Origin of the sequence: Paenibacillus sp. FSL W8-0439 (genome assembly GCF_038008995.1) — a bacterium.
GTDB classification, from domain to species: Bacteria; Bacillota; Bacilli; order Paenibacillales; family Paenibacillaceae; genus Paenibacillus; species Paenibacillus polymyxa.
In genome coordinates this window covers 3027493-3053738 of the sequence record NZ_JBBPAK010000001.1, presented here as the reverse complement: position 1 = coordinate 3053738, position 26246 = coordinate 3027493, and the positions used below count along the sequence as shown (strand labels likewise).

At 44.0% G+C, this 26246-nt stretch carries 25 protein-coding genes; 10 read left to right on the top strand and 15 right to left on the bottom strand.

The window, feature by feature from the left end:
* Window positions 1–12: 12 nt before the first annotated feature.
* Window positions 13–615 carry an adenylyl-sulfate kinase gene (gene cysC / locus MKX36_RS12930; protein WP_017427014.1) on the top strand — a complete coding sequence of 201 codons (603 nt, stop codon included), beginning with the start codon at window positions 13–15 and terminating at the stop codon, window positions 613–615.
* A 288-nt stretch (window positions 616–903) separates the two neighbouring features.
* On the top strand, window positions 904–2361 hold the full coding sequence (gene katA, locus MKX36_RS12925) for a catalase KatA (protein ID WP_016820798.1): 1458 nt from the start codon (window positions 904–906) through the stop codon (window positions 2359–2361).
* A gap of 121 nt (window positions 2362–2482) precedes the next feature.
* Here the strand turns inward: katA and MKX36_RS12920 are convergent, their stop codons facing one another.
* The 7 genes from MKX36_RS12920 to MKX36_RS12890 all read right to left on the bottom strand — a co-directional run bounded on the left by MKX36_RS12920 (window position 2483) and on the right by MKX36_RS12890 (window position 10439).
* A complete protein-coding gene (locus tag MKX36_RS12920; protein ID WP_340864839.1) occupies window positions 2483–3793 on the bottom strand; it encodes an MATE family efflux transporter in 1311 nt (436 codons plus the stop codon).
* Window positions 3760–4602 carry an ABC transporter ATP-binding protein gene (locus tag MKX36_RS12915; protein ID WP_025364969.1) on the bottom strand — a complete coding sequence of 281 codons (843 nt, stop codon included), beginning with the start codon at window positions 4600–4602 and terminating at the stop codon, window positions 3760–3762. The genes MKX36_RS12920 and MKX36_RS12915 overlap by 34 nt, the downstream gene beginning before the upstream one ends.
* On the bottom strand, window positions 4595–5431 hold the full coding sequence (locus tag MKX36_RS12910; protein ID WP_025364968.1) for an ATP-binding cassette domain-containing protein: 837 nt from the start codon (window positions 5429–5431) through the stop codon (window positions 4595–4597). Before MKX36_RS12910 ends, MKX36_RS12915 begins: the two co-directional genes overlap by 8 nt.
* A gap of 7 nt (window positions 5432–5438) precedes the next feature.
* Window positions 5439–6293, bottom strand: coding sequence for a nickel transporter permease (gene nikC / locus MKX36_RS12905; protein WP_340864838.1), 855 nt, complete (start codon window positions 6291–6293; stop codon window positions 5439–5441).
* Window positions 6290–7234: a nickel ABC transporter permease gene (gene nikB, locus MKX36_RS12900; protein WP_151256031.1), complete on the bottom strand. Its 945-nt coding sequence runs from the start codon at window positions 7232–7234 to the stop codon at window positions 6290–6292. Before nikB ends, nikC begins: the two co-directional genes overlap by 4 nt.
* 1 nt (window position 7235) lies before the next feature.
* Window positions 7236–8771, bottom strand: a complete 1536-nt coding sequence (gene nikA, locus MKX36_RS12895; RefSeq protein WP_340864837.1) for a nickel ABC transporter substrate-binding protein — start codon at window positions 8769–8771, stop codon at window positions 7236–7238.
* A gap of 204 nt (window positions 8772–8975) precedes the next feature.
* Window positions 8976–10439 carry a DHA2 family efflux MFS transporter permease subunit gene (locus MKX36_RS12890; protein ID WP_177189517.1) on the bottom strand — a complete coding sequence of 488 codons (1464 nt, stop codon included), beginning with the start codon at window positions 10437–10439 and terminating at the stop codon, window positions 8976–8978.
* A 137-nt stretch (window positions 10440–10576) separates the two neighbouring features.
* Here MKX36_RS12890 and MKX36_RS12885 point away from each other — a divergent pair, with 137 nt between their 5' ends.
* The 3 genes from MKX36_RS12885 to MKX36_RS12875 all read left to right on the top strand — a co-directional run bounded on the left by MKX36_RS12885 (window position 10577) and on the right by MKX36_RS12875 (window position 11837).
* Window positions 10577–11146, top strand: a complete 570-nt coding sequence (locus tag MKX36_RS12885) for a TetR/AcrR family transcriptional regulator (RefSeq protein WP_016820806.1) — start codon at window positions 10577–10579, stop codon at window positions 11144–11146.
* A 195-nt stretch (window positions 11147–11341) separates the two neighbouring features.
* Window positions 11342–11593, top strand: coding sequence for a YolD-like family protein (locus MKX36_RS12880; protein ID WP_025364962.1), 252 nt, complete (start codon window positions 11342–11344; stop codon window positions 11591–11593).
* Window positions 11594–11630: 37 nt separating this feature from the next.
* Complete coding sequence (locus MKX36_RS12875) at window positions 11631–11837, top strand: hypothetical protein (RefSeq protein ID WP_016820808.1); 207 nt, start codon at window positions 11631–11633, stop codon at window positions 11835–11837.
* Window positions 11838–11963: 126 nt separating this feature from the next.
* On the opposite strand, the gene MKX36_RS12870 is transcribed toward MKX36_RS12875, so the two are convergent.
* Window positions 11964–12293 (bottom strand): DUF3817 domain-containing protein, encoded by a 330-nt coding sequence (locus tag MKX36_RS12870; RefSeq protein WP_016820809.1) that lies wholly within the window; start codon window positions 12291–12293, stop codon window positions 11964–11966.
* A gap of 330 nt (window positions 12294–12623) precedes the next feature.
* Here MKX36_RS12870 and MKX36_RS12865 point away from each other — a divergent pair, with 330 nt between their 5' ends.
* The gene (locus tag MKX36_RS12865) at window positions 12624–14663 is read left to right on the top strand and encodes a fibronectin type III domain-containing protein (protein WP_103042454.1); all 2040 of its coding nucleotides are present in this window, start codon (window positions 12624–12626) and stop codon (window positions 14661–14663) included.
* A 110-nt stretch (window positions 14664–14773) separates the two neighbouring features.
* Here MKX36_RS12865 and MKX36_RS12860 read toward each other — a convergent pair whose 3' ends face one another.
* A complete protein-coding gene (locus MKX36_RS12860) occupies window positions 14774–15655 on the bottom strand; it encodes a helix-turn-helix domain-containing protein (protein WP_016820811.1) in 882 nt (293 codons plus the stop codon).
* Between the two features lie 185 nt (window positions 15656–15840).
* On the opposite strand from MKX36_RS12860, the gene MKX36_RS12855 reads away from it, so the two are divergent.
* Complete coding sequence (locus tag MKX36_RS12855; RefSeq protein WP_340864836.1) at window positions 15841–16872, top strand: quercetin 2,3-dioxygenase; 1032 nt, start codon at window positions 15841–15843, stop codon at window positions 16870–16872.
* Between the two features lie 10 nt (window positions 16873–16882).
* A complete protein-coding gene (locus tag MKX36_RS12850) occupies window positions 16883–18220 on the top strand; it encodes an MFS transporter (RefSeq protein ID WP_340864835.1) in 1338 nt (445 codons plus the stop codon).
* 222 nt (window positions 18221–18442) lie between these two features.
* On the opposite strand, the gene MKX36_RS12845 is transcribed toward MKX36_RS12850, so the two are convergent.
* The 5 genes from MKX36_RS12845 to MKX36_RS12825 are packed head-to-tail and all read right to left on the bottom strand — an operon-like array spanning window position 18443 to window position 22720.
* A complete protein-coding gene (locus MKX36_RS12845; protein WP_045244538.1) occupies window positions 18443–19831 on the bottom strand; it encodes a HAMP domain-containing sensor histidine kinase in 1389 nt (462 codons plus the stop codon).
* Window positions 19822–20481 carry a response regulator transcription factor gene (locus MKX36_RS12840; protein ID WP_045244539.1) on the bottom strand — a complete coding sequence of 220 codons (660 nt, stop codon included), beginning with the start codon at window positions 20479–20481 and terminating at the stop codon, window positions 19822–19824. The genes MKX36_RS12845 and MKX36_RS12840 overlap by 10 nt, the downstream gene beginning before the upstream one ends.
* Before the next feature lie 38 nt (window positions 20482–20519).
* A complete protein-coding gene (locus MKX36_RS12835; RefSeq protein WP_045244540.1) occupies window positions 20520–21278 on the bottom strand; it encodes a lantibiotic immunity ABC transporter MutG family permease subunit in 759 nt (252 codons plus the stop codon).
* Window position 21279: 1 nt separating this feature from the next.
* Window positions 21280–22011, bottom strand: coding sequence for a lantibiotic immunity ABC transporter MutE/EpiE family permease subunit (locus MKX36_RS12830; RefSeq protein ID WP_045244541.1), 732 nt, complete (start codon window positions 22009–22011; stop codon window positions 21280–21282).
* A 1-nt stretch (window position 22012) separates the two neighbouring features.
* Window positions 22013–22720 carry a lantibiotic protection ABC transporter ATP-binding protein gene (locus tag MKX36_RS12825; protein WP_045244542.1) on the bottom strand — a complete coding sequence of 236 codons (708 nt, stop codon included), beginning with the start codon at window positions 22718–22720 and terminating at the stop codon, window positions 22013–22015.
* Window positions 22721–22870: 150 nt separating this feature from the next.
* On the opposite strand from MKX36_RS12825, the gene MKX36_RS12820 reads away from it, so the two are divergent.
* The gene (locus MKX36_RS12820) at window positions 22871–23998 is read left to right on the top strand and encodes an NAD(P)/FAD-dependent oxidoreductase (RefSeq protein WP_340864834.1); all 1128 of its coding nucleotides are present in this window, start codon (window positions 22871–22873) and stop codon (window positions 23996–23998) included.
* A gap of 180 nt (window positions 23999–24178) precedes the next feature.
* Here the strand turns inward: MKX36_RS12820 and MKX36_RS12815 are convergent, their stop codons facing one another.
* Window positions 24179–25045 (bottom strand): MurR/RpiR family transcriptional regulator, encoded by an 867-nt coding sequence (locus MKX36_RS12815; RefSeq protein ID WP_340864833.1) that lies wholly within the window; start codon window positions 25043–25045, stop codon window positions 24179–24181.
* Between the two features lie 180 nt (window positions 25046–25225).
* On the opposite strand from MKX36_RS12815, the gene MKX36_RS12810 reads away from it, so the two are divergent.
* Entirely contained in the window at window positions 25226–26245 is a 1020-nt protein-coding gene (locus tag MKX36_RS12810) for a Gfo/Idh/MocA family oxidoreductase (protein WP_340864832.1), read from the top strand.
* The last annotated feature ends 1 nt before the right edge of the window (window position 26246 follow it).

Below are 26246 nucleotides of genomic sequence, written 5' to 3'. Positions count from 1 at the left end.
GGAGAGTGCTGAATGAACCCATCTTCCAACATTACCTGGCATGTATCAGAAGTGGATAAGCAAGCTCGACAGCTTCTGAACGGACATAAGAGTCCGGTGCTTTGGTTTACGGGGCTGTCTGGCTCGGGAAAGTCAACGGTATCCTCCACACTCGAAAAAGCGTTATATGCAAGAGGTATACGTACATTTATTTTGGATGGGGATAATGTTCGGCATGGTTTGAATCGCAATTTGGGTTTCCTGCCCGCTGACCGCAAAGAAAATATTCGTCGTATAGCCGAAGTGTCCAAGCTAATGGCCCATGCGGGTGTTCTAACGATTTGCGCCACCATTTCGCCTTATCGTGAGGATCGTGAAATGGTAAAGGACATTTTACAGCAGGAGGGCTGTTACGAGATTTATATCCGATGCAGTCTAGAGGAATGCGAGCGTCGTGATCCAAAAGGCATGTACAAGAAAGCAAGAGCTGGAGAAATCCAACATTTTACAGGGATTGATGCTCCATATGAAGTACCGCTGGAACCTGATTTAATCGTATCTACGGAAGGCCGGGAGGTAAAGCAGTCGGTACAGGATATTTTGGATTTTCTCGATAGAAAGCAGCTCTTATTATGATTTTATGATGAATTCTATATGAATATTGTCTGAAAGTCTCTATAGCAAAACCTAAAGAAGTGATCAATGCGATCATTTCAGAATATAGAAATTGAAGTCACTTTATTGTAAATAAATACAGCACTATATTACGGCAAGCCTTAAGGGGCTTGCTTTTTTATTTGTGATTTTAAACTAATTCTAAATCCTAAATTATAATTATTATAAAAAAGTATTGATTTTTGTTTGTGCACAATTTATAGTGAAAGGCACAAGGTCAACCAATTCAATCAAGAGGTGATTTCAATTATGAGTAACCAACCAACGAACCTGACTACAAGCTGGGGCGCTCCTGTTGGAGATAATCAGAATTCGATTACAGCAGGCTCACGGGGGCCTGTACTAATTCAGGATGTGCATCTGCTGGAAAAATTGGCGCATTTTAACCGGGAGCGTGTGCCGGAACGGGTTGTTCATGCCAAAGGTGCGGGGGCACACGGATATTTTGAAGTCACTAATGATTTGTCTTCATATACAAAAGCAAGCTTTTTGTCCGAAGTGGGTAAGCGTACACCGATGTTTATCCGTTTTTCTACTGTGGCAGGTGAGCTAGGCTCGTCCGATACTGTACGCGATCCACGTGGATTTGCGGTAAAGTTTTATACAGAAGAAGGAAACTATGATCTCGTGGGCAATAATACACCTGTCTTTTTTATTCGGGATGCCATTAAATTTCCTGACTTTATTCATACGCAAAAACGCCACCCCCAAACGCATTTGAAAAACCCGAATGCGGTCTGGGATTTCTGGTCCTTGTCTCCTGAATCGCTGCATCAGGTAAGTATTCTCATGTCTGATCGCGGTATTCCCGCTACACTTAGACATATGCATGGTTTTGGCAGCCACACGTTCAAGTGGGTGAACGCCGAGGGACAGGCCGTATGGGTGAAATATCATTTTAAAACAGAACAAGGCATACAAAATCTCGATGTGGATTTAGCTGCGAAAATTGCCGGTGAAAATCCTGATTATCATATACAAGATTTATTTAATGCGATTAAAAAGGGCGATTTCCCGGCATGGAAACTTTATGTGCAGATTATGCCCATAGAAGATGCGGATACGTACCGTTTTGATCCATTTGATGTGACCAAAGTATGGTCTCAAAAGGATTACCCGCTGATCGAGGTAGGGCGCATGGTGCTGAATCGCAATCCTGAGAACTACTTTGCTGAGGTAGAGCAGGCGACATTCTCGCCGGGTTCATTTGTTCCTGGTATTGAGGCTTCCCCGGATAAGATGCTGCAAGGACGCCTGTTTGCCTATGGTGACGCACATCGCTACCGTGTAGGTGCAAACCATAATGCGTTGCCAATCAACCGGCCGCATGCGGAAGTACACAACTATCAACGCGATGGTGCATTGCGCAGTGACGGTAATGGCGGGGGATCTGTCTATTACGAGCCGAATAGTCTCGGCGGACCGAAAGAATCATCAGCTCACAAAATTGCTCCTTTTGAAGTGTCTGGCGAGGCACAAAGTGTAGCCTACGATCATCACGATCACTACACACAACCAGGGGACCTGTACCGCTTGCTGAGTGAAGAGGAGCGCTCACGTCTGGTCCGAAACATTGTAAATGCCATGAAGCCTGTAGAAAGTGATGAAATCAAACTGCGTCAGATCGGTCATTTCTATAAAGCTGATCCTGAATACGGGCGTCGTGTAGCGGATGGTCTGAGCTTGACCGTACCACAAGGCGAGTAGAAGGATTGGCAAACGCCTAACCTGAAAGCCGTATGAATAAATAATAAAAGGATGTCCCCACACCACATATATGGTGGAGGAGACATCCTTTGTTTTTGAGAGTCATGTAAAGCAGGGGCTACTAAATTCTCTTCAACCGAGGTAAGTAAACCACCAGAAACAGTGACCGTCCCAGGGCAAAGATGATAAAGGATAACCAAAGTCCATGATTCCCATAATGAGGAACGCACCAGAAGAGAGCAATCAAAAAGCAGACCAGTGAAATCAGCATCGAATTACGGATCGGATACGTTACCGTCATCCCTGTAAACACACCGTAGAATACCAGTCCCAGCCCGGCTGCTAGGGGAAAGACCACCAGCCACCCATTGTAAGGAGCTGTCAGGCTAATCACTGTAGTATTCCCTGTAAATAGCGAGATCAGCGGCTCTTTCAGTGCAAGATACAATCCTCCTGTCACTACACTGGTAACCAGTGTCCAGAACCAGGATAAATGAATAACTCTCTGCAGCATTTTACGATCCCCGGCACCACGAGCCTGACCCGTCATGATGCTACTGGCGTTGGCGAACCCGTCAAAAAAGTAAGCCATAATGTAATGGATCTGCAACAAAATAGCATTTGCCGCCAACTGATCGGTTCCAAAGCTCGCACTGCGCGCCGTAAACAGATTAAACATCGTCAACAGGCAGGCAGTACGAATCATGAGATCAAGGTTCGTCGCCATGACACTTTTTAACTCTGAGGCACCGAACCATTCTCGCCAATTCCTCTGTCCGCTGCGCTTCCATTCTCTCCAAATCGGTGAACGGAACACCAGTACAAGACCCAATACACATGCAAGAGCTTCTGCAATCAGAGTAGCGCTTGCAACCCCAGCGACATTCCAATGCATGATCTGTGTAAATACAATAGCTAATAGCATATTAATCACATTCATGGATATTTGTAAAAATAGTGTAGCCTTCACGCGGGACAATCCCATCAGCCATCCGAGCAGCACATAGTTCACTAATGTAAGGGGTGCTCCCCAAATACGGATGTTAAAATAAATTGCTGCTTGCTCTGCCACATCCTGAGCTGGATGGATGAGCTGGAGAGAAGCTAGCAGAATGGGCTTTTGCAATACAATAAATACTGCACTAATGAGTAGAGCTATGGCAAGTGGGCGCATGAGAGCAGCAATGCCTTGATCGTTATTTTGTGCCCCTGCGGCTTGTGCTGTGAAAGCTGACGTACTGACTCGCAGAAAGCCAAACAGCCAATATAAAGTATTGAAAATAAGAGTACCGACTGCCACGCCGCCTAAATAGGCAGAGTGGCCTAAATGACCGATTACTGCTGTATCCACCGCACCGAGTAGCGGGGTTGTAATCGTCGAAATAATTAAAGGGATTGCTAAAGCAAGATAGGCTCGGTGGGAAGGCAGCATGTTGAAAAAACCTCCAGTAACGATTGTGTATAGGGATGCCGATCCGAATGAAATAATGATTCCTTGGAAAAATGTTCAAGCACACGGCCATCTTTCATAACCATGATTCGATCACTCATAAAGTGCACAGCCGCCAGATCATGCGAGATAAACAGATAAGCCAGTCCAAACTCATCCTGCAAATCCTTAAGCAGATTCAAAACCGTGGCTTGTGTGGTCACATCCAAACTTGCAGTCGGCTCGTCCAATACGATAAAATCCGGTTCTGTGCTAATGGCACGTGCAATGGTTACACGCTGCTTTTCCCCACCACTGAGCTGATGTGGGAACTTATCCAGATAGCTGGCCGGAAGCTTTACCATACCTAACAGTTGTTCTGCTATATTCCGACGTCCGGAGGGCAAACCCGCCATAAAGGAAGGAACATAGCACTTGAGCTGATCCAATGGCTCCAGCAGTGATTGCAGAATGGTTAGTCTGGGGTTCAAAGCTGCGGATGGATGTTGAAATACCGCCCCCAGTCTGCTGCGAATCCGTTTTAATTCACTTCGCTTTAATCCTCGAATGGACTGTCCGCCCAATCTAAGCTCACCTTGATCAAACGGGTCCAATGTCAAAATACAGCGAGCGAGTGTGCTTTTCCCACTGCCGCTTTCTCCGACAACACCCAGACATTCTCCGGGCAAGACCGACAGAGTAACATCGTGCAGCACAGTTTTGCCCCCAGTGTAAGCCTTCGTCAAACCGGAGACGGTAACAACAGGATTAGAGCTGTCTTGCCACTGAGCGCAGGCGGCTTGATTATTCATGTAATATGCTCCTTCCCGGTGCAAGCTGTTCATCAGTGCTATTGCATGGCAAACGCGAAGGAGCGCCTGGAGACAGCGGCGGAATAGCCGCCAGCAAGCGACGCGTATAGGGATGGACTGGATGGTCTAGCACCGCTTGCGTTTGGCCAGCTTCAACCAAAACACCTGTACGCATTACTGCAATTCGATCCGCATACTTCCGTACATGCCGTAGATCGTGAGTGATCCACAAGACGGAAATTCCCGTTTCCATCCGGATTTGATCAATGAGCTGGAGGACTCGGTGTGCAGTGAGCGTATCCAGCGCAGTTGTGGGCTCGTCGGCAATAAGCAACTTTGGTTTTAGAAGCAGTGCAGCTGCAATAGCCGCTCGCTGCAATTGACCGCCACTGAGCTCGAATGGATAGCTGCGGTACACACGTTCGGCGGGAAGCTGTACGTGCTCAAGCACCTCGATACAACGCTGTTTACGCGCTTTACGGTCTTGCTTGCCGTGAGCACACATCAGCTCGTCGAGTTGGCTGCCTACACGTAAAAAAGGTGTAAAAGCCCCGTGATAATCTTGAAAAATGTAAGATATTTCACTGCCAAGCAAGGAACGTCTTTGTTTAACAGGTAGGGCAAGCAAATTCTCGTCATTCCACATGATGATTCCTTCAGCGCTAACAGAAGCGGGGAGCAGACCGCCAATAGCGAACGCAGTCATGCTTTTACCGCTGCCGCTTTCGCCTGCCAGAGCACACCATTCACCCGGATGAATGGCAAGTTCCAGTTGTTCTACAATCGTTTTTGCTTTTGTCCGAATCGTTAAGCCTTCAATAGTCAGCATGTATAGTTCACTCCTCTGACCGGGTTCTAACATCATATCGGTCGCGTAGCTTGTCTCCAAACACGTTCGCCAGTAGCACGGTGAGTACGACAGCTATGCCGGGACCCAGCATTAAATGGGGTGCCATTTGAAAATATGCACGCCCTTCATTCAACATCGTTCCCCATTCGGGAATGGGCGGCTGAGGACCTAAGCCCAAAAAAGATAGAGAGGCGATCATTAAGATGATTTTGCCGATATCCAGCGTAGTCAGTACCAGTACATTCCCAATGGCATGGGGCAGAATATGCCGCATGACAATTCGCAGGGAGGAGGTACCCGCAAGTATCGATAGCGAAATGTAATCCTTTTGCTTTTCAGCCAGAACGGTACTGCGCACCAGGCGGGCATAACCAACCCATTTTACTGCAGACACCGCAAATATAAGATTCCCTAAGCCTGGTCCAAGCAGGCCGCTTAGCACAATGGCAAAAATATAATCAGGCAAAGTCATGAAGGCATCGACTACACGTTGAAATACACGATCCACCCAGCCTCCAATAAATCCTGACAGCAGACCGAGGGGAACCCCGACAACCAGTGAAACGATCAAAATCAACAAACTGGTTCCGACTGTCGTCCGTAGTCCTGCTATGACTCTCGACAGCACATCTCTACCCAAATGATCGGTTCCCAGCCAGTGCATTGCGCTGATTGGTTGAAGTCGACTTCCCATTTGGATATGATACGGATCTTGCGGAGCTAAGAAGGGTATGACTGTAATGGCTGTAAGAATAAACAGGATGGAAAGTGATCCGATCCATGCTTTGGACAATCGTGCCCTGGTGAACTGCCTGTTTTCCGCATGTACGGATTTTATCATGATAAACGTTTCTCCTTCAAAGCAATTTCAGGATTGACCCAACGGTAGGATAGCTCTACCAAGATATTGAGACATATAATGAATACGGCCATAAAGATTGTATAGCCCTGTATAATGGGGTAGTCTCTCGCGGCAATTGCATCCACAATCCATTTGCCAAGCCCCGGATAGGCGAATAGCACTTCGATCACCACCGTACCTCCCAATAGGCTGCCAATGCTCTCGCTGAATACCGTAATAAGTGGAACTAAGCTGTGACGGAACATGTGTCTGAAAAAAATGCGAACCGGACTGATTCCACGCGCTTGCGCTGCTTTGATAAAATCCTGCCCCGAGCTTTCAATCAGACTTGCGCGAATCATTCGTACATAAACAGCCGCCATTGCCAATCCGAGGGTAAGAGAAGGGAGGAGCAAATGGAAAATAGTTCCATCTCCCATGGACGGCAAAATACGCAATTTAACCGCAAACCATTCGATAAACAAAAGACCTAACCAAAAGCTAGGAATCGAGGAGCCAATTAAGGCAAACACACGACTGGCACTGTCAATCCAGCGGTTACGGTACAGCGCAGACAATGTGCCCAACGGGAGAGCTATCAGCAGCATAATGAACAGGGAGCCTCCAGTCAGGAGGAGTGTATAAGGCAGCTTTTCTATAAACTCTGTCAAGACTGGACGATGGGTTAAATAAGATTGTCCAAAATCCAACTGGAGCAACTGAACCAGCCACTTACCATATTGCACAGGCAATGGCTGATCCAGCCCCAATTGGCTACGCATATCTGCAATTTGCTGATTGGATACAGCTACATCATCTACTCGAAGAATGCTCCGAACGGGATCGCCCGGAACAAGCTTAAGCAGACAGAAGCTCACAAAGGAAAGAATAAGAAAAAACAACATAAACGTCAGAAACTTTTTGGCAATGGATTGAAACATGCTAGTTCACATCCAAGTCCTGGGTCAGCAGATAGTATTCACTTTGGCTGGTTACCCAGTTATGTACGTAATTACGATAGGCCACTACGTTGTTTGGATGAACTAGAAAGGATTGCAGATTTTCTTGGTCAATCAGCGTGACAGCCTTCAGCGCCAGCTTGTTGCGCTGCTCCTCATTCACAGTTGTGTTCAGTTGTGTAATCATACGCTCGAGTTCTGGTATATGCACACGACCGTAATTCAATGCTCCCTCCGGCATATAGGCCGCATTCAGGAAGTAGCTTGCATCGCCGCGCGGGGCTGTAATGTTACTGTAAGTCGCCAAATCCCAATCCTGATGAGCGGCCAGATATTCATCAATATTATCAACCTGACGGATATCAATCGTAATGCCAAGCTCCTTAGCGTTAGCCTGAATCAGCTGCGAAATGAGTGGAAGCTCTGCTCTCGACTGGTAGGTTAACAATGTAAGATGAAGGGAGGAGCCGTCAGTATTCGTAATTTTGCCGTTCTGCACTGTATATCCAGCCTCTTTGAAGCCTTCTCGTGCCGCATTCAGATCAAACTTTTTCGTAATATATTCCGGTGAAAAAGGAAAGTCCGGCAAGAACGGACCTTGCGCAGGGGTTCCCTGACCAGACATGATACCGCTCGCAATCTCATCCCGGTTGATCAGATGATCGAATGCTTTGCGCACAGCTGTTTTTTTCAGATCATGATTGTTCATATTGTAAATAAGTTGGTGCGTCCGCAGGCTGGGGAGAGAGTCAACTTTAACGGTAGAATCAGCTTTCCAGAGTTCCAGACTTTCAATGGGCGGACGGTACACAATATCGGCTGTTTTAGCTTGAAATGCAAGCTGACGTGCATTGGCGTCTTCGTTAAACATGAACTTGGCATGTTTCAGCTTTACTTCACCGTTCCAATAGTGCTCGTTGCGCTCCAGATTCAGTTCACTTCCGGCACGGAAACTGGCAACCTGGAACGGCCCCGTTCCCGATGGGAAGTCACCTGTGGCTGTGGTGTCCATAATTGCGGTATTCGGATGAACCAGCTCAGATACAAATTCCGGGAAGGGCTTGTCCGTCGTAATGCTCAAGGTCTGCCCTTCTGCATGAATATCACGGATATGTAGTGCATTTTTGACCGATGGATTGAGCTTTAGCGCTCTTTCCAGAGAGGCTTTGACAGCTGCGGCATCTACGGCTTTCCCGCTATGGAATTTCACGCCTGGTCGGATGCTAAAGGTCCAGTGTCGCCCGTCCTTACTATCCCATTTCTCTGCAAGCCAAGCTTCCAGCTTGAGATCCTTATTCACTTTGATCAGTGTTTCATTTACTCCAGCACGAATGGCTGTGTAATTAATATCTGTATGAGGATCAATAGAAGGGCTTTGCACGTTGAACAATAAGGTGACACTCTTATCTTGTGGTGCCGTAGAGGATGTGGATGTAGTTGATGGAGATGAAGCACAGGCTGTCATCATCACCGCCATTACCGCGGGTATAAATAGTTTGAAATATGAACGTTTAAACAACAGGGAGTCCTCCTTAATAGTAATCGTAATTTTTACGCTTTACTCCGTGAGTCATATCGTAACCAAATGAGGAGGATTTGTAAATATGTAATTATATGAATACCTATCTAGATTCGTAAAAAAAGGCTGCTTAACCATAAATGAGATGGTTAGCAGCCTTTAAATTTATTCAGGTATTATGTTTGGAATAAAAATAATGGTTAATTAGTGCATGGGTGCTTTAGCAGTGCCATGTTCAACATGAACTCTGCGAATGAAAAACGCAAGGATCAGACCGATCACGCTGATGACCATTGCAAAGAAAAATGAATTCTGAGATCCGACTACCATGGCTTTAGCCATTTCATTTACGGATTGAGGCATGCTGGATTGGCTCAAATAGCTGTCCATGCCTTTGGAGAGAATACTTACCGCTACGGCAGTACCGATTGCACCAGCGACTTGCTGGAGCGTACTCATAATAGCCGTTCCGTCTGGGTATAGATCCATAGGGAGCTGGTTTAGACCGTTAGTTTGGGCTGGCATCATAATCATAGAAATGCCGATCATCAAGCAGCTATGCAGCACAATAATGAGTACGAGCGTGGATGTCGTTGTAATGCCTGACAGGAAAAACAACACAGCAGCCACGATTACAAGTCCTGGAATCACAAGCCATTTGGGACCAAATTTATCGAATAAGGAGCCCATAATAGGCGACAAGAGACCGTTGATAATCCCACCGGGCAGAAGCACCAAACCTGCTGTTAAAGCGGACAAGGCCAGCCCTTTTTGCAAGAACAGTGGAAGAATCAGCATCGTAGAAAGGATCGTCATCATACATAAGAACACCATGATAACGCCGATCACAAACATTGGATATTTAAATACACGCAAATTCAGCATAGGTGCCTTCATTTTCAACTGTCGTACAGAGAACAAAATCAACGATACCACACCGACAATCACAGGAAGCAAAACAACCAAGCTGGTCCAGCCTTCGCCACCTTCTCCGGATTTACTGAAACCAAACACGACACCGCCGAAACCAATGGAAGATAGGATAATAGATAAAAGATCAATCTTGGGCTTGGTCGGTTCTGAGACGTTCTGCATAAACAAAATACCGCAGATCAGCGAGAGTACCAGGAACGGAAGAGAGATCCAGAAGATCCAGTGCCAAGATAAATTTTGTAGCACCAGCCCTGCAATAGTAGGCCCTACCGCAGGTGCAAACATAATAACCAATCCGATAATTCCCATAGCCGCGCCTCTTTTTTCAGCAGGGAAGATAATTAAGATGGTGTTAAACATTAACGGCAATAACAGTGCTGTACCAATGGCCTGCAAAATGCGTGCGATCAATAACACTGAAAAGGTAGGGGCAAGCGCTGCAACGAGACAACCAGCTATTGAGAACAGCAACGATGCCACAAACAGCTGTCTTGTAGTAAAGGTTTGAAGCAGCAATCCCGATACAGGCACCAAAATACCAAGTGTCAGCAGATAAGCGGTAGTCAGCCATTGGGCTGTTGCTGTTGTAATATGCAAAATCTGCATCAAATCATTCAACGCAATGTTAAGTGCCGTTTCACTGAACATTCCAATAAAGCCACTAAGGAGCAGGGCAATCATAATAGGTAGCACCTTGAACGTCTTGGGTTCAGAGGGCGAACTTGTTTGACTCATTGTACTCATGTTGTTTTTGTTCCTCCAATAAATTAATGGGTATTGAATTATAACGATCGGTCTATATATAATAAACATGCTATTATTTTTTTGTCAAAGTAAAAGTTTCAAATATTATATAATGAAGGATGCTGTATATGGCTGCTAAACCCGAATCATATGAGAATATCGTACAAACGGCGTCGAGACTCTTTTTTCACCAGGGGTATCATGCGACCGGACTGAATCAGATTCTTGCCGAGAGTGGATCGCCGAAGGGATCACTTTATTATTATTTTCCACATGGTAAAGAAGAGTTGGCTTTGGAGTGCATAAGAAGAGGGAATGAGTTTATTAAGCAAAAATTAAAACAGGCACTGAGCGGAAACGAAAATCCTGTAGTAGCCATTCAGGATTTTATTCGTCATACAGCTGAGGAGGCAGACCGTCTCGGCTTTGACAGCTTCATGCCGATTGGCTTCTGGGCTGCTGCGGAAACTTCCTGTATCAGCGAATCGCTACGTCATGCTTGTGTGAATACGTTTACAGATTGGCAGCGCATTTATATGGAGCGTCTTCAGGAATCGGGCTTGGATGAGGAAAAGGCACACAGCCTGGCGGTACTGATCATTTCAATGCTCGAAGGTGCATTAATTTTGGCCGTTACGCAACAGAGCAGTGCTCCAATTTATAACATCGTGGATTACATTCCACAATTGGTCAAATGACTTAGCTGGTCGGTTTTCAAGCGCCCCTAATGAGCTCCAACAAGCGACTTTAGAGAGTCGATGTTTTCATTTTTGAGAACTCGGCTTTTTGGTGCATCCTGGGATGTAATTTTACTCACATTACCAGCACCAAATGATGAAAAGTATGGTAAAATGGAATGAATTTGATTTTGCGCGAAAGGAAGAGTGATGCAAGTGGCAAAAGCGAAGGTACCCAAACGGCCTACTCGGGATGAATTTGTACTTGAGGAAATCGGGAATCAGCTTGTAGAAGCACAACAAGAGCAATCCGAAGTTGTATTGACTGTATGGGGACGCGAAGAAGCAACCCGCGGACAAATCGTTAAAATGGACCCGAGAACAGGCAAGGTTCATGTAGAGAGTAATGGAGAAACGGATAAAGTTCCTTTTATGGATATCATGAGTGTAAATTACCCGAGAGATTAGTTGTGATTACATAAATATAACAGAAAGGGATGAAAGAATGTCAAAGTTAGGCGTCTCCCTTACAATCGGTATTTTTATGATCATCTTTTCAATGATTTTCGGTTTTAAAGTATATATAGTTGTTTCTGCTGCTATGTTCGGACTTTTTGCTTATCTAGCTATAGCAGGATATCTCAAACGTAATAACCAGGATGATCCGTCAAATGATGGCTATTATGAATTTTTGGAAAATGCCAGGAACTAATAATTATTATTCATGAATAAAAAAACAACCGAGTGGTTTACAGCCATCGGTTGTTTTTTTATATTCTGCTATATAAGTGGTAAAGAGAACACCGCATGGCTGCGTTGACCTAGGCCTGGTATAGGTTTATGTAGCTTTGATCGGGCTGGCATGATTAGTGCGGGCTGCGGCTTTCTTAAGCACCTTACGATCGAAAATGAAGGGGCCGAACGGCAACAGCGAGGCAATCAAGGCTGCAAGCCCTTGCAGCAGCGTAATTTTACGCAATATCAACATGACTAACGTGGCAACCACATAAGCCACAAACAGTACCCCATGGATCATTCCCACCCAGCTTACCATTTGCGGCATTCCAGCTGCGTATTTAAGTGGCATGGCAATACATACAAGCAGCAAATAAGAAATCGCTTCAATATTACCAATGGCACCAAACGTTTTAAAAGCATTTTTGAACATAATAGACCTCCTTTTTCTGTTACTTAAAATTTAATATATCCTATAATGCAATGTTATTAAACGGTAGAAAGTTACGATATATCGAAAATTTACAGCTAACTCTTAATATTTACTTTGATACTCGGGTCACAACGTCCGGGTTGTTTAGATTAACGTAAGAAAAAAATGAGGTCTAAACATTTGGTATGGAAATTCCGATAACAGTTAAATGAACGTCTGTACGTTATGGTATATATTTTAAAAGCTGGATTGCAGCAGAAGGGTTTGTGCGTTTACTTATTCGTTTTGACAAATAAAATTTCCATACTGGTATCAAGGAGAGCATAGCATATGAATAAAAAACGTCTGCGTCAATGGATGGCTCCGTTCGCAACGGCCACACTGATTTTGAATACGGGATATGGCATTTTGGGACCCGATGCAGTGGCTAGCGCGTTGCCGACTGAAAGGCATAACTCAAATCTGACAGGTTTGAATAGTGCACAATCACATACCAAATTAGCAACCGTTCAAGGGCGCCAAATGCCGTTCACTTCTGGCGCGAAATTGACTTCGTTAACTGGTCAGAAGACCACTCTTAACCAAATGATAAAAGTAATGTCGAGCCAGCTGGTTACTTCGAATATTGCGCCAGCAGATGTAAGCAGTCTTACTGCGGTTCCTACAGAAACAACAAAAGTAAATTTGTCTTGGATCAATCCGTCGGACATCAATTTTGACCATGTAAAAGTGGTTAATGTCACTAACGATGTATATGTAGATAACATTCGAAGTAACTCTTATATGATGAGCGGTTTACAGCCGAACACGACATATACCTTTCGCGTGAAAACGGTGAATAAGAGTGGAAATGAATCTCTCGGTACAACAATACAGGCTAAAACAGCTTCCGTTGATGGTCCTGTAGATAAGACACCCCCAGGAGAAGTAAGCGGGCTGACAGCGACGAATGTAGGTTATAATGGATTTACCATCAATTACATATTGCCTAAGGATACTGACTTAAGCCAAGCGATTATCTATTTAAATGGTACAGAAATTCAGAGAACCACAGGCACGTCTTACACGTTTAATGTCTTGAATGCTGCTACAGCCTACAATGTAACGGTCAAAACGATAGACAAATCCGGAAACTTATCTCAGGGAGTTAGTATTCCCGTTACAACGTCTTCAGTCTCTACCGATATTGTGCCTGAAGTGACAGGTGCTTCAGTGACATCAGTTAATAACTATAGCGTTACTGTTTCCTGGACAAGACCTAGCGGAATTAGTACAGTCAGTCTGTATAAGGATGGACAGCTGGTAACTGATTCAACAGGATCATCCTATACATTTAACAATCTATCGGCAAGCCAGACATACACGTTTACAATAAAATCCAAGCGAAGCACAGGTGCGTTGTCTTCCGGTGTGAAACTGACTGCCACAACGGACAGTACGTCCTCCAATTCGTCAGAAGTGTCCAATCTTGAAGTCGATAGCAAAAGCGACACCTGGATCAAAATCACCTATGACATGCCGAGCAGAGCAGAGAAGGTGAAAATATATGTTGATGGCGATTATAAGGGAACTACAAGCTCAGAATCCTATAAAATTACGGATTTACGAGAGGGACGCTGGTATGAGATTAAGGTCATAACCGTAAATAGTAGTGGAAGGGAATCTAGTGGTGTAAAGATATCGGAACGCACGAATTCGGATGGTTACTACTCTTCGTCCTCTAGTTCATCGAACTATGAGAAAGCAAGAGATTTGATGCGGATTGCGGAGAACAGTCTAAATGCGTCCGACTGGCGTTCTGCCAGAGATGCGATTAGTGATCTGCCAACCGGTACACGTAAAAGCGATCTGCTGGATCGATTGGAGGCTATTCGTAATAGGGCATTAGGCACCGGCAGTTCATCGTCCGGGACGAGTTCAACTACAACGACTTCCGGCACTACGACGAATTACACGAACAGTGCGGTTGCTTCCTATTCAACGTCGTTCACCCTAACACCAGGAGCTAAAACAGCTTATGTGGATGGTCGGGCTACAACGATAGCTCAGGCGCCGAAAATCATAAATGGCGTAACGATGGTCCCGTTACGATTTATCAGTGAACGGGTGGGTTACGATGTAAATTATGAAAAAGGCACCAAAAAGATCATTCTGAATCGTCCTACAGACGGCAAACAAATAGTACTTCAAGTCAAGAATTCCACACTTGCTGTATATGAGTTAAACAACTCCCGGAATTATTCGACGAGCATCACTGCTCCAGTTATTGTTAACGGCTACACGCTGGTTCCATTACGAGTCATCAGCGAGCTTTCGGGTTATCAGGTAAACTATAATACTGCATCCAAACAAATTACGATTACCAAATAAATACTTCTGAAAAAAGAGTTCTAAAGTAAAAACTTTAGAACTCTTTTTGTTAGGAAATGTATATGAACATGCGAAAAAGAGAGCTTTTAGACGCCCGTAAGATCTACGTATTACTGAATATTCGAACAGGCATGAAAGCGAAATTCATGAGGGGTTAATCCACATCGTTCCTTGAAGATTCGATAGAAATATTTCATATCATGAATACCGACTTCAAGTGCGATCGTTTGAACGCTCCAATGAGTATCTAATAGTAAGCTACAACTCTCGTGAATACGAATATCCTGCAGCATTTTGGTGTAGGTCATGCCGCTGGCTTGTTTAAATTTGCGTTGAAATTGCCGTGAGCTAATTAAGAATTGCTTGCAAATTTGGTCAACAGACAACGGATTTTTATAATTTCTGGTTATATCATCAATCGCATACTGAATGGGATCGGTTATGATTGGCTTGGAAACATGAGCTATTTGTTGCATAGCATGGCTGATATGTTCTAATAAATCGATTAAGTATAAATAAAGTTTATATCTAAATCCGGTGGATTTACATTTTTGCTCCATTTCAATAGTGTACATTATTTTAGCAAATTCTTTTGCATTTTCACGAACTTGAATATAGTCAGTACATTCCCGAAAAAGAAGAGCCAAACGATAGAAATCCTCTTGAATTTGGCTATCAGCAGGCTCTCCGGGCAATGTTAGTATTTGCTTGTCAAAAAGACAGTTCATAACCTCAAGCGGTGTATGATCTGTTGTATTACTCTGAACAAAGAGATGTTCTTTTCCATAAGGGATAAAAATAATATCTCCCTTGGAGACGGGCAACGTTTGTGTAGAAAATTTTAGTGTGCCGTTACCTTCCTTGATATAAGATATTTCGTAAAAATCATGAGCGTGTTTTTGAATATTTCCTTCTATTTGAATAGGACAAAGAGAAATTGGAGTCCCATTTGTGAAATTATGGTCTAGATAATATGCCTCTTCGCTAACCAATGCGATCCCCTCCTTTGTTGGTAGAAAGCACACCATTTTTTAGTCATAAATTTTATTATATCAATTTTTAAGATGTATTCAATTGGTACAGGTCGTAATTGCCCATAAGCTGTCGCTCATGACCATTTAAGTGAAAAATCGAAACTATTAAAATTTTAAATATAAATACAAAGGAGGATAACATGATGAGTATTAGTTTAACTACAGAGCTTCCAGAAGAAAAAATGCCATATTTGCTGCGTAGCGGGGATGGAAGAAAGTATGTGTTTGGTCAACAGCTAGCTACTGTTATTGCCGATTTTAAAAGCACTGGGGATGTACTCGAATTAACGACGATTTCAGGTGGGAAAGGAGAGACCTTTCCGCTACACAAACATAAAGATGCTTTTGAATCTATCTATGTAATGGAAGGTAAAATCGAATTTATGCTCGATGGAGTGAACTATTTGTTGACTGCCGGAGACTATGTTCATATCCCTCCTGGAATCGCACATGCGTATCGAATGGCTGGGCATCGAAATCGCTTTGCTTCCTATTCGATTAAAGGTAATCTCACGGCAATATATGAGCTTTTAGGAGAGCCGTATCCTTACTTTGAACATCCAACCACAGCGATGAATTCGTATTCTGAGAATCAATTGACGGAAGCTTCCAATAGAGCAGACATTGTATTCCTTCAAGATGCTGTTCAATGGGGGGAGTATAACTCGCCTGAAGAAAGCCATAATCCAAGAAGCGTAGCTCCTTATGTTCTGGAAAATGGAGAGGGAGACCGGTTGCTCACTGGAGACCAGCTTCACAGGATTCTAGCTACTCAAGAAAATACGAACGGGGAATACATTTTTGTAGCTTCTGATGGCCCGAAAGGAGACCCCATTGTTGAACATTTTCATAACCACCATACGGAAACTTTCTTCTGTGTGCAGGGACAAATGACGATGTGGGCAAACGGAGAAGAAGTAAAACTATTCCCTGGAGATTTTCTTCATGTACCTGCAGGAACACTTCATTCGTATAGACTGGACTCTCATTATACGAAAGTCGTAGGTATGTTGGTGTCTGGATTGTTCGAACCTTTCTTCCGGGCATTGGGTGAACCGCACGAAACATACACCTTTCCAACAGAACCAGGCCCGCTCCGTATGGATCGTGTAATGGCTATTATCGACGAACTTGATCTGAACGTGGTGGCTAAATCTCCGCTCGATCGTAAGTAGGGAGGACGCAGTGTCAGTTAACAATCGCACCAAACAATCTGAGTCCTATGCTATTATCTGGATACTCGCATTTGCAATGGTGATTTCAGTGATGAATTCCACCATGTTTAATGTCGCGCTACCTTCACTACGCGAAGAATTTCAATTATCCTCTTCCCAAGTAAGCTGGGTTGTAACAGCATATATTATTATTTATGCTATTGGATCAGTGGCTTACGGAAAATTGGCGGACATGTTTAGGTTGAAAAACCTAATTACCTTTGGATTATGTTGCTTTGCGCTAGGATCTATAGTCGGCTTTTTTTCTTCTAATTATTGGATGGTTATTGTGAGCAGAATATTCCAATCCATTGGGGCGTCTGTTGTTCCGGCCTCATCCATGTTGATCCCGATTCGCTATATATCAATCGTAAATCGTGGCAAGGCTTTGGGGATTACTTCTGCCGGAATGGCTTTAGGGACGGCAATAGGCCCAATTATTGCTGGTTTTGTTATTGGATTCGCAAGCTGGCGTTACCTATTTTTAATCTCATTTTTAATAATTGTTACCATTCCTCTTTTCAGAAGGTATTTAATCAATGAAGCACCTTCAAAAGGAAAAGCTGATCTCATAGGAGGTATTTTGCTTGCCGCTTCCATTACGCTGCTGCTGCTCTCCATTACTGGTCACAGTTGGAGCTATTTCGCGACTACGATCCTCATATTCGTATTGTTCATTATTCGTATTAACAAAACAGGTGAACCCTTTATTGAACCGACACTCTTTAAAAATACAAGATATACGATAGGGTTGATTATCGCTTGTATGGTTCTTACCCTTAATTTATGTGTTCCGTATTTGATACCGCAGGTGCTGAGTTCATTACATCACTTGTCCTCTATAAACATAGGGCTCGTAATGTTTCCCGGTGCTTTGATTGCTGCATTGCTTGGGCTGGTAGGTGGGAAAATCGCGGATGCAAAGGGCAACCGCTTTGTATTCTCGTTGGCTTTGCTATTCCAAGTGATAGCATATCTTATATTAGGTATTTTTACAGAGGCGGCCCCAGCAGTTATTGCGATCATTTTAATTCTAGCGAATACTGGGTTAACGTTCGCTCAGATTACAATGGCAAACACCATTTCTCGAACATTAAGCGGTAAGCAAACCGGAGTTGGTATGGGTATCTATATGATGGGAAGCTTTATGGCGGGGGCTATCGGAACGTCTATTTTAGGATCCGTACTTGATCAAGAAGCACAAAGTCAAAGTGTGTTCAGCTCTATTTTTTGGATTATGGGCATATGGATCATAGGATTTGCCATTCTTTATTTTTCAGTTTTCCGTAAAAAAGCAACATTCGTTTAGCAACACATACAGTAATCCAATAACCACGTACCTTATAATAATCGCCATAGCCTGTGCCAGGAGTGTTTTCATTCCGATGGCAAAATGATAAAACGCTACTGACCTTCGTATGTCAGTAGCGTTTTATATCGTTTCAATAACAAACGAGGAAGAGGGGGGAACTTAGGAAATCGATCCAACCTAATAGCTACTACTTATTTTGGTGGTTTTAACATTAGGTCATCAATGCACCGATGGTATCTCAATGCTTACTTGTCCGCCGCCTGTCTGGGTAGAGTTGGCGATGATCAACTGTCCGCCATGTAGGTTCACAATGGATTTTGTTATATATAGGCCCATACCGTAATGTCCACTTAATCTTCTGGACGAATCACCCATATAAAATTGCTCTGCTGCTTGTTTGAGGCCTTCAGGAGAGAAGCCCGGGCCTTCGTCTACGATGCTGAATCGAATACATTCTTCCACAGACTCTACAGTCAGCCGGATTTCGCTATTTTCTGGTGCTTGATCTACCGCATTAGAAGCAACATTCATGATGGCTCGCTCAAGCAGAACGGGGTCTACATACAACGTCTTAGGGAGGTTGTATGCAGCAAATGCGACGGATGTTTTTTTGACAGCAGCCAAGGCCTTTACCTGATCTTTCACCTTCGTTAAATAGTAGTCCGTATTTATCATTTCCGCCTGTAGGGTGGCTACTGTTTCTGCTTTTGAAATTTCAATAAGAGTTTTGATATACTGTTCCATTTGCCTGGTGCTCTCCGCTATATAATCGGTATAGTTCTTTTGCTCTTCCGATTGATCGGTTTCGGACAGCAGCTCTACGTTTCCGCGAACGATAGTGAGCGGTGTTTTAACATCGTGTGCAAGCGCGGATATTTGCTCGCGGCGTGATTTTTCGAGATTCCATTGCTTCTGAAGCGAAGTCTTTAACGTTTCTTTCATTTTATCCATGGAATGGAGCACCTGATCGATCTCCATCACACCACTGAGCTGAATTGAGAAGTCCAGATCCTGTGCCTGAATTTGCTTTGTAGCCTGCTGCAATCCACTCATTTTGCGCGTCAGCTTTCGTCCGAAGGAGGAAGCGAGTAGGGCTCCTCCCCCCAGGAAGGCGATACAAAACACGGCAAAAAAGGACAATTCCGCGTTCGGCAGATATTGACGTAGAATAGGATGTTCAAACTGTGCCGAGACAGAGTAGCGCATCACAGTAACTTTATTATTATGTGAAACTTTTACATAGTTATAGGGAAATTGATAGGCAGTATTGCTCTGCTGCGTAACACTCCAAGCGGCTTGAGCCTGCTTTTCAGGAAGATTTCCCTCAATGTGGCGGCCTTCCGAAGTGAATAACGCATATCTATATAGTTTCTGCCGAGAATCTGGCTGTAGGGTTTTGCCAGCTTCAATGAATGCCTTATCCTCCCGTACTTGATTCTCAGCATAGTTCGCGGGAAGAATGGTTCCACAAGACATCAGGACATAGAAGATGAGGACCAGGAACAGCGCGAGCGCAATCGTCCCGATACAGAACATAACTAAATAACCCAGGAAAATGGTTCGCAGTTTGGTTGTCTTGCGTGCTTGCTGTACTTTGGCTACTTCCATCGGTACCCGATCCCCCAAACTGTCTCCACTGGCGAAACCTCTACTTTGCCAAGCTTGGCCCGGATATTTTTGATATGCTCCACGATGGTAGCGGAATCGCTGTCCCCATCAAACCCAAAGACGGCTTCATAAATCTGCTCTTTAGAGAACACCTGGCCCCAATTTAGAGCTAAAAACTTACATATTTCATATTCACTTTTGGTAAACGGGATTACAATATTCTGAACGGTGATTTCCTTACCAGACAGATTGAAATGAACTTCCCCGATGCAGAATACATTTCGTCGTTCACGATGCTCCCGTCTGAGATGGGCGTTGATTCGAGCGCGCAGCTCTCCAGCCCCAAACGGCTTGACAATATAATCGTCAGCCCCTTCCCCAAGGCCCAACATCACATCGTTCTCCATGGATTTTGCTGTGAGGAACAGTATCGGACAGTCCACCTTGCTGCGAATTTCCCGACAGAGGGTGAATCCGTCTATGCTTGGCATCATTACGTCAAGCAGGATGAGGTCAAAGGCTCCAAGCTGCATGGTGAGAACCTGTGGGGAGGCGGAGACCACCGTGACAACATGGCCATCTTTTTGCAAAATATTTTGAAGGAGTGCCAAAACGGCAGGTTCATCATCAACGGCCAACAAGTTTGCCATGCTTAATTCACTTCCCTTTGCTTTCTTTACTCTAATCTTTACTCCGATGAGTTTTGTCCTTCCCAACGACAAATCCATAACCCTAATAATACCATGATGACGAAGGTCCCTACTACGCAATACCTGATTCCCCAATCAAGCTGTATAGTTTCAGGGATAGAATCTGCTGAGCTTACGCCGTATTGTACCCAGATCGTGATGAACCGGGCCGCCCAAGCAGGGGGGATGAATATCCAATTATGATCACCCAGCCCTGTAAGGAGCAAAGCAGACAATAGACTCTCCATGATGCCCAGACCGATAGAAGCTCCTTTGCCGAATCTCAAGCTAATGAAAAAATGCAGAATATAAAGGAATACACTGGACATAAACAGAATGCAGGCAGCCAACACATAAAACATCAAGCCATACGGGGACTCTTTCATCAGATATATATAACCAGCCCCAAAGCCGCCTGAGGCAAGCAGCACACTACCAAATCCCAAGCACAGAAGCAGGCTAAGCTTGCTCAAAAAAGGTAGCAGCTTCACCGGCGAGGTCAAGAGGTGTTGGAAATTTCCAGCGACTGACTCCTGCTCAACAGCAATGGAGCATACAATACCAATCATGGTAGGAAGAGCCACAGCCAGGACTTGCAAATAGCCGTCTACCTTCGAAATTGGTGAGTATGGAGTAAAGGAATAATAGGCTAGAAAGATTGCTATGCCTAGGAGTGGCACAAGCAGCAGCACCAGCAATAAGGGCTGCCTTCTAAGTTTAAGCACATCAGATTTCAGATTGCGGAAGAAGGATATCATCTTACTTAGCCTCCCGCTTGCGGAAAGACATGGCCGTCAGGACGGACAGAATCATGAATAGACCAACTGTGATCACTAGGCCGGGTACAATTACGCCTCTATCCAAAAGTGGATCTTCTGAAGGAACAGCGAGCCCATTAGGCAGCACTTGAATAACGGCGCACATCAATCGCGCTGGAATAGCATAGGGTACCGCCCACCATATAGAAGACGTTGCGAACAAGATGGTGCAGGCTACATTGCCCAGCATGTTGATGATTAGGGTGGCAAACATGCCTATTCGGTCCGTTAAGAACAGGCAAAGTGGAATTTGCCACAAAAAGGTAACAAAAAGTATCAGAGTTGCAGCGACGCTTCCTGCTAGTGTCACGGAAGATGAGAATACGAATCCGCCAAGAGTTATTCCTACAAATAGGATAATAGATGAAACCATTAAGAGCCTTACGCAAACCCCGATTTTCCCGTACCATACCTGGGCCAAATCCACAGACATGCCGAGGATAGCACGGTATTTCAGCTTCTTGCCATCCTTTTGGATGACTCCTGAGCACATTAAGGTGAGAGCACCTGGCAGCAGCATGATATACCACCAGTTGTAGCTGGCGCTTTGGAACATATGTCCTCCCATGAGCCCGGTACATAGAAGAAGAGTAACAATGGGAGCCAGCCAGACTAGCTTTTTCGTGAAGGTGCGCTTTAATTTTAAATGTTCGGCTGCTATGTTTTTCTGCATGCTACTCACCTTCCTTTCGGTATTCCTGTGCAATCTGCATGAACAACGATTCCAGGTTTTGTCCTGAAGTGACCGCCTCTTGATAAGCTAATACGCCGCCAGCAATGATCCCAACATGGTCAACGATTTGTTCGACTTCGGATAGGATATGACTGGAAAGAATTACGGTAATTCCTTGCTTCGGGAAGGAGTGAATCAACTCGCGTTGCTCCTGAATACCAATGGGGTCTAGTCCGTTGGTTGGCTCATCTAAGATCAATAGCTTGGGATGATTGAGGAGAGCAATCGCAATGCCTAGCCGCTGTTTCATGCCCATCGAGAACTGGCCCGAGCGCTTTTTCCCGGTATGGGTCAAATCAACAATGTTCAGCACTTCATCAATCCGCGAGTCAGGTAGTCCAAGCAACGTTGTGCGAACCTTCAGGTTCTCTCTAGCTGTCAAATTCTCATAGAGGGGAGGAGCTTCGATCAGTGCACCGATCTGAGCCAGATCTTTTCGGGACCAGGGTTTTCCTTGAAATAAAATCTCACCGGCCGTGGGGCGTAGCATACCGGTTAACATTTTTAAGGTAGTTGATTTTCCTGCCCCATTCGGGCCGAGCAGACCATACACGGAATTCTCCTGAATAGACAATGTGACGTTGTTCACCGCCTGTTGTCGTCTGAAGGTTTTGCAGAGATTTTTAGTCTGTAAAATAATGTTATCCATATCAGTTCATCCTTTTCATTCGTTCTGACAACTACTTTACAGATCAATTCTAAGAACTTTATAAGGATTGAAATATTAATGTTTCAAACTTTATGCATTCATGCAGTATTCGCTATAATGGATACAGTGATTTAGGAAAGGGATGTATTCATGAAGAAGGTTATCGTAATCGGAGCAGGAATTCTGGGGGCATCGACAGCATACCAGTTAGCAAAAATGGGCGCTGATGTCATTCTTGTAGACCGCAAAGATAAAGGACAGGCGACAGATGCAGCTGCTGGCATTATCTGTCCCTGGCTATCACAGCGACGCAATCAGGCTTGGTACCAGCTAGCCAAAGCGGGCGCACGTTTTTACCCTGGGTTGATTGAAGAACTCAAAAGCGAGGGAGAAACAGAAACTGGCTATGCTCAAGTCGGGGCTCTCAGTATTCATGATGATTCGGAGAAAATTAAAAAAATGCAGGAACGGGCGCACTTACGACATACAGATGCACCAGAAATCGGCGAAATTACGCAACTAAATCAAAAGGAAACTCATGAACGTTTTCCTTTGTTAGTAGATCGCTATCATTCTGTTCATATTAGCGGTGCCGCTCGTATAGATGGTCGTGCGCTGCGTGATGCGTTGATCCGATCAGCACAAAGAAATGGGGCAACCCTTATCCATGGGGATGCTGTGCTTCAATACGATTCCGACCATGTAACCGGAGTAGCGGTCGGTGCAAATAGTTTCTCATCTGACGAAGTTATTGTTTGTGCAGGTGCATGGGCCAATCAACTGATGCTGCCGTTGGGCATTCGCTTTAAGGTTAGTTTTCAAAAGGCACAGATTATGCACTTGCAGGTTCCTGTCAAACAAGATACCGGCACCTGGCCTGTAATCATGCCGCCTACTGATCAATACTTGTTGGCGTTTGATCAACAGAAGATCGTAATTGGGGCAACTCACGAGAATGAAATCGAAGGCTACGATACAAGAGTAACAGCAGGCGGGATGCAGGAAATCCTAAATAAAGGTTTAGAATTAGCACCTGATTTAGTAAACAGCACTTTTCAGGAGGTAAGAGTCGGTTTTCGTCCGTTTACCCCCGGTTTTCTACCGGTGCTTGGAGCTGTCCCTGGCTGGAACGGCCTTATCGCTGCCAATGGGCTTGGAGCATCCGGGCTGACCATGGGTCCCTTCATTGGAGATCAACTGGCAAGATTAGCACTTGGGATGGCTTTGGATATTAACATCGATGATTACGATATTCGAAACGCTATTGATGAAAATTGACCTTTAATGTGGACAATAGTTGAAAAGCATAAGAAGCCGCCAGTATGGCAGATTCTTAGCAAGCAATAAAAAAACAAAGGTCTAGTTAGCATAATACTAACTAGACCTTATTTGCCGAAAAACAACCATATATACTTATAAGTTGCCACTTATTTTGCAGTTAGAGAGAAGCTAATCCCTCTACACGTCATTCATCATGTCATTGAGATGCGAATTCTCCAACGATTGTGTTAGGGTTTGCATATTTTTCAAGTAGTCAATTTTATAGATACAGGAGTAAATCACGTTTAACACATAGTCAAAGGCAATTTGCGACGAAAATGTACCAATCTTAGCATGCTTTACTTCGTCATTAGGCACCTGGATACATATACTACTTCGTTTGGCCAACTCACTTTGATTGGTAGCTGTAATGGTGATAAAAGGGATATTCTCACGCGTAAAATGTCGTGCCGCTTTTAAAAAAATCGGTGACTTACCGTGGTAAGTTAAGAAAATAGCGCAATCTTCTGAAGTTAGATTAGCCGTATGGTAAGCCCATTCAGATAGCTCCGTGGCTATAACCACATACTTGTTGATTTTTACTAATTTATTCTGAAAACTTTTCGCTCGGATTTGTGAATCGCCTAACGCATATATAAAGATCCTGTTCGCTTGATCCAGCAACTGAGCCGTTTGTGACAGCATGCTATCATCCATGAATGTAAAGCTTTTTTCAATCGTTTCCTTCATTAATTCCGCAATTTCTTTCGCCACTTGAAGTGGGGTTTCATCAAAGCCGAATGGATAGTTAGGGTCCACATTGGAAATATTCTGGGTATCTTGCTGAAATTCCCGAGCGAGTTTTATGATAAACTCCTTGAAGCCGGATAGCCCAAGTTTGTGAATTAATCGATTAATGGCGGAATGCGAAGTATACGTAGCTTTGGCAAGCTCCTGAATATTTAAGTGCAGAATCGCTTCCTTGTGGACCAAAATATATGAAGCAATGCTTTTTTCGTTTGGTGTAAAGTTTTGCATTTCAGATAATTGCATCAGTATTTTCAACAGGTTCCCCCCGGTTCAATTGAACTAACGTTTTACAAAAGATACCAAATAAACATTTTGTTTAAAAACAAGCCGCCATGCTTACAAATATTCGGTTAAATGTACCATTTTGATGGCAAATTCTTTACGATCGACGTTCTTCTACTATAATAAATGAAAAAGAGCCTAGGGGGAATTAATATGCTTACTATCGGTTATATTGGGAATGGCAAAAGTACCAATCGGTATCATCTTCCTTTTTCATTGACCAGAGATCATTTGAACGTAAAGACGATCTACGCGCGTAATCCAGATAAAGGGGAGTGGGAGAAAGCCCCAGGCGTTCAGTATACGGATCATCTTGATTCTCTAATGAACGATAAGGAAATTCAGTTGATTGTTGTCTGTACACCTGTAGAATCTCACTACACTTATGCGAAAATGGCACTCGACCACGGAAAAAATGTACTTGTCGAGAAACCCTTTATGTTAACGAAAGAAGAAGCTGTGTCCATCTTCCAATATGCCAAGGAGAAAAATCTGATTATACAGTGCTATCAGAATAGACGTTACGATTCGGATTTCCTCACTACAAAGAAGGTTATTGAATCAGGAAAACTCGGTGATTTGCTGGAGGTGGAAATGCATTTCGATTATTATCGCCCTGAAACCCCAAACTCCACCTCTCATTTTTCCAAATATAACAGTTACCTTTATGGACATGGCGCTCATACCATTGACCAGGTTCTTTCCTATTTTGGGAAGCCTGACACGATCCATTACGATGTGCGCCAATTGCTCGGTTCTGGAAGAATGAATGATTATTTTGATCTGGATTTTTATTATTCTTCACTCAAGGTATCCATCAAATCCAGCTTTTTTCGTTTAAAAGAGCGGCCGAGTTTTGTAGTATACGGCAAAAAAGGCGTTTTTATAAAGCAGACAAAGGATCGTCAGGAGGAGCATCTTAAATTATACTATCTGCCTAAGGGACACGCCGATTTCGGCATCGACCAGCCTGAGCATTATGGCATTTTAACGTACCTGGATGACGATGGAGAGTACCATGAAGAAAAAGTTGTTTCTGAAAAAGGAGATTATGCCCGAGTATATGACGATCTCTATCATTCGATCATACACGGCAAAGAAAAAGCGATTACAGATGAAGAAACAATAACTTCAATGGAAATACTTGAGAAGGGTATAGAGGAGTGTAACTAGA

Excerpts from the sequence above, each read along its gene's own strand:
- katA (WP_016820798.1), top strand. The coding sequence starts at position 904 with ATGAGTAACCAACCAACGAACCTGACTACAAGCTGGGGCGCTCCTGTT.
- MKX36_RS12885 (WP_016820806.1), top strand. The coding sequence starts at position 10,577 with ATGGCTGCTAAACCCGAATCATATGAGAATATCGTACAAACGGCGTCG.
- MKX36_RS12910 (WP_025364968.1), bottom strand. The coding sequence starts at position 5,431 with ATGCTGACTATTGAAGGCTTAACGATTCGGACAAAAGCAAAAACGATT.
- nikB (WP_151256031.1), bottom strand. The coding sequence starts at position 7,234 with ATGTTTCAATCCATTGCCAAAAAGTTTCTGACGTTTATGTTGTTTTTT.
- MKX36_RS12875 (WP_016820808.1), top strand. The coding sequence starts at position 11,631 with ATGTCAAAGTTAGGCGTCTCCCTTACAATCGGTATTTTTATGATCATC.
- MKX36_RS12825 (WP_045244542.1), bottom strand. The coding sequence starts at position 22,720 with ATGGATAACATTATTTTACAGACTAAAAATCTCTGCAAAACCTTCAGA.
- MKX36_RS12820 (WP_340864834.1), top strand. The coding sequence starts at position 22,871 with ATGAAGAAGGTTATCGTAATCGGAGCAGGAATTCTGGGGGCATCGACA.
- MKX36_RS12835 (WP_045244540.1), bottom strand. The coding sequence starts at position 21,278 with ATGATATCCTTCTTCCGCAATCTGAAATCTGATGTGCTTAAACTTAGA.
- MKX36_RS12920 (WP_340864839.1), bottom strand. The coding sequence starts at position 3,793 with ATGCTGCCTTCCCACCGAGCCTATCTTGCTTTAGCAATCCCTTTAATT.
- nikC (WP_340864838.1), bottom strand. The coding sequence starts at position 6,293 with ATGATAAAATCCGTACATGCGGAAAACAGGCAGTTCACCAGGGCACGA.
- MKX36_RS12855 (WP_340864836.1), top strand. The coding sequence starts at position 15,841 with ATGAGTATTAGTTTAACTACAGAGCTTCCAGAAGAAAAAATGCCATAT.
- MKX36_RS12870 (WP_016820809.1), bottom strand. The coding sequence starts at position 12,293 with ATGTTCAAAAATGCTTTTAAAACGTTTGGTGCCATTGGTAATATTGAA.
- cysC (WP_017427014.1), top strand. The coding sequence starts at position 13 with ATGAACCCATCTTCCAACATTACCTGGCATGTATCAGAAGTGGATAAG.
- MKX36_RS12810 (WP_340864832.1), top strand. The coding sequence starts at position 25,226 with ATGCTTACTATCGGTTATATTGGGAATGGCAAAAGTACCAATCGGTAT.
- MKX36_RS12830 (WP_045244541.1), bottom strand. The coding sequence starts at position 22,011 with ATGCAGAAAAACATAGCAGCCGAACATTTAAAATTAAAGCGCACCTTC.
- MKX36_RS12865 (WP_103042454.1), top strand. The coding sequence starts at position 12,624 with ATGAATAAAAAACGTCTGCGTCAATGGATGGCTCCGTTCGCAACGGCC.
- MKX36_RS12915 (WP_025364969.1), bottom strand. The coding sequence starts at position 4,602 with ATGAATAATCAAGCCGCCTGCGCTCAGTGGCAAGACAGCTCTAATCCT.
- MKX36_RS12845 (WP_045244538.1), bottom strand. The coding sequence starts at position 19,831 with ATGGAAGTAGCCAAAGTACAGCAAGCACGCAAGACAACCAAACTGCGA.
- MKX36_RS12840 (WP_045244539.1), bottom strand. The coding sequence starts at position 20,481 with ATGGCAAACTTGTTGGCCGTTGATGATGAACCTGCCGTTTTGGCACTC.
- MKX36_RS12890 (WP_177189517.1), bottom strand. The coding sequence starts at position 10,439 with ATGAGTCAAACAAGTTCGCCCTCTGAACCCAAGACGTTCAAGGTGCTA.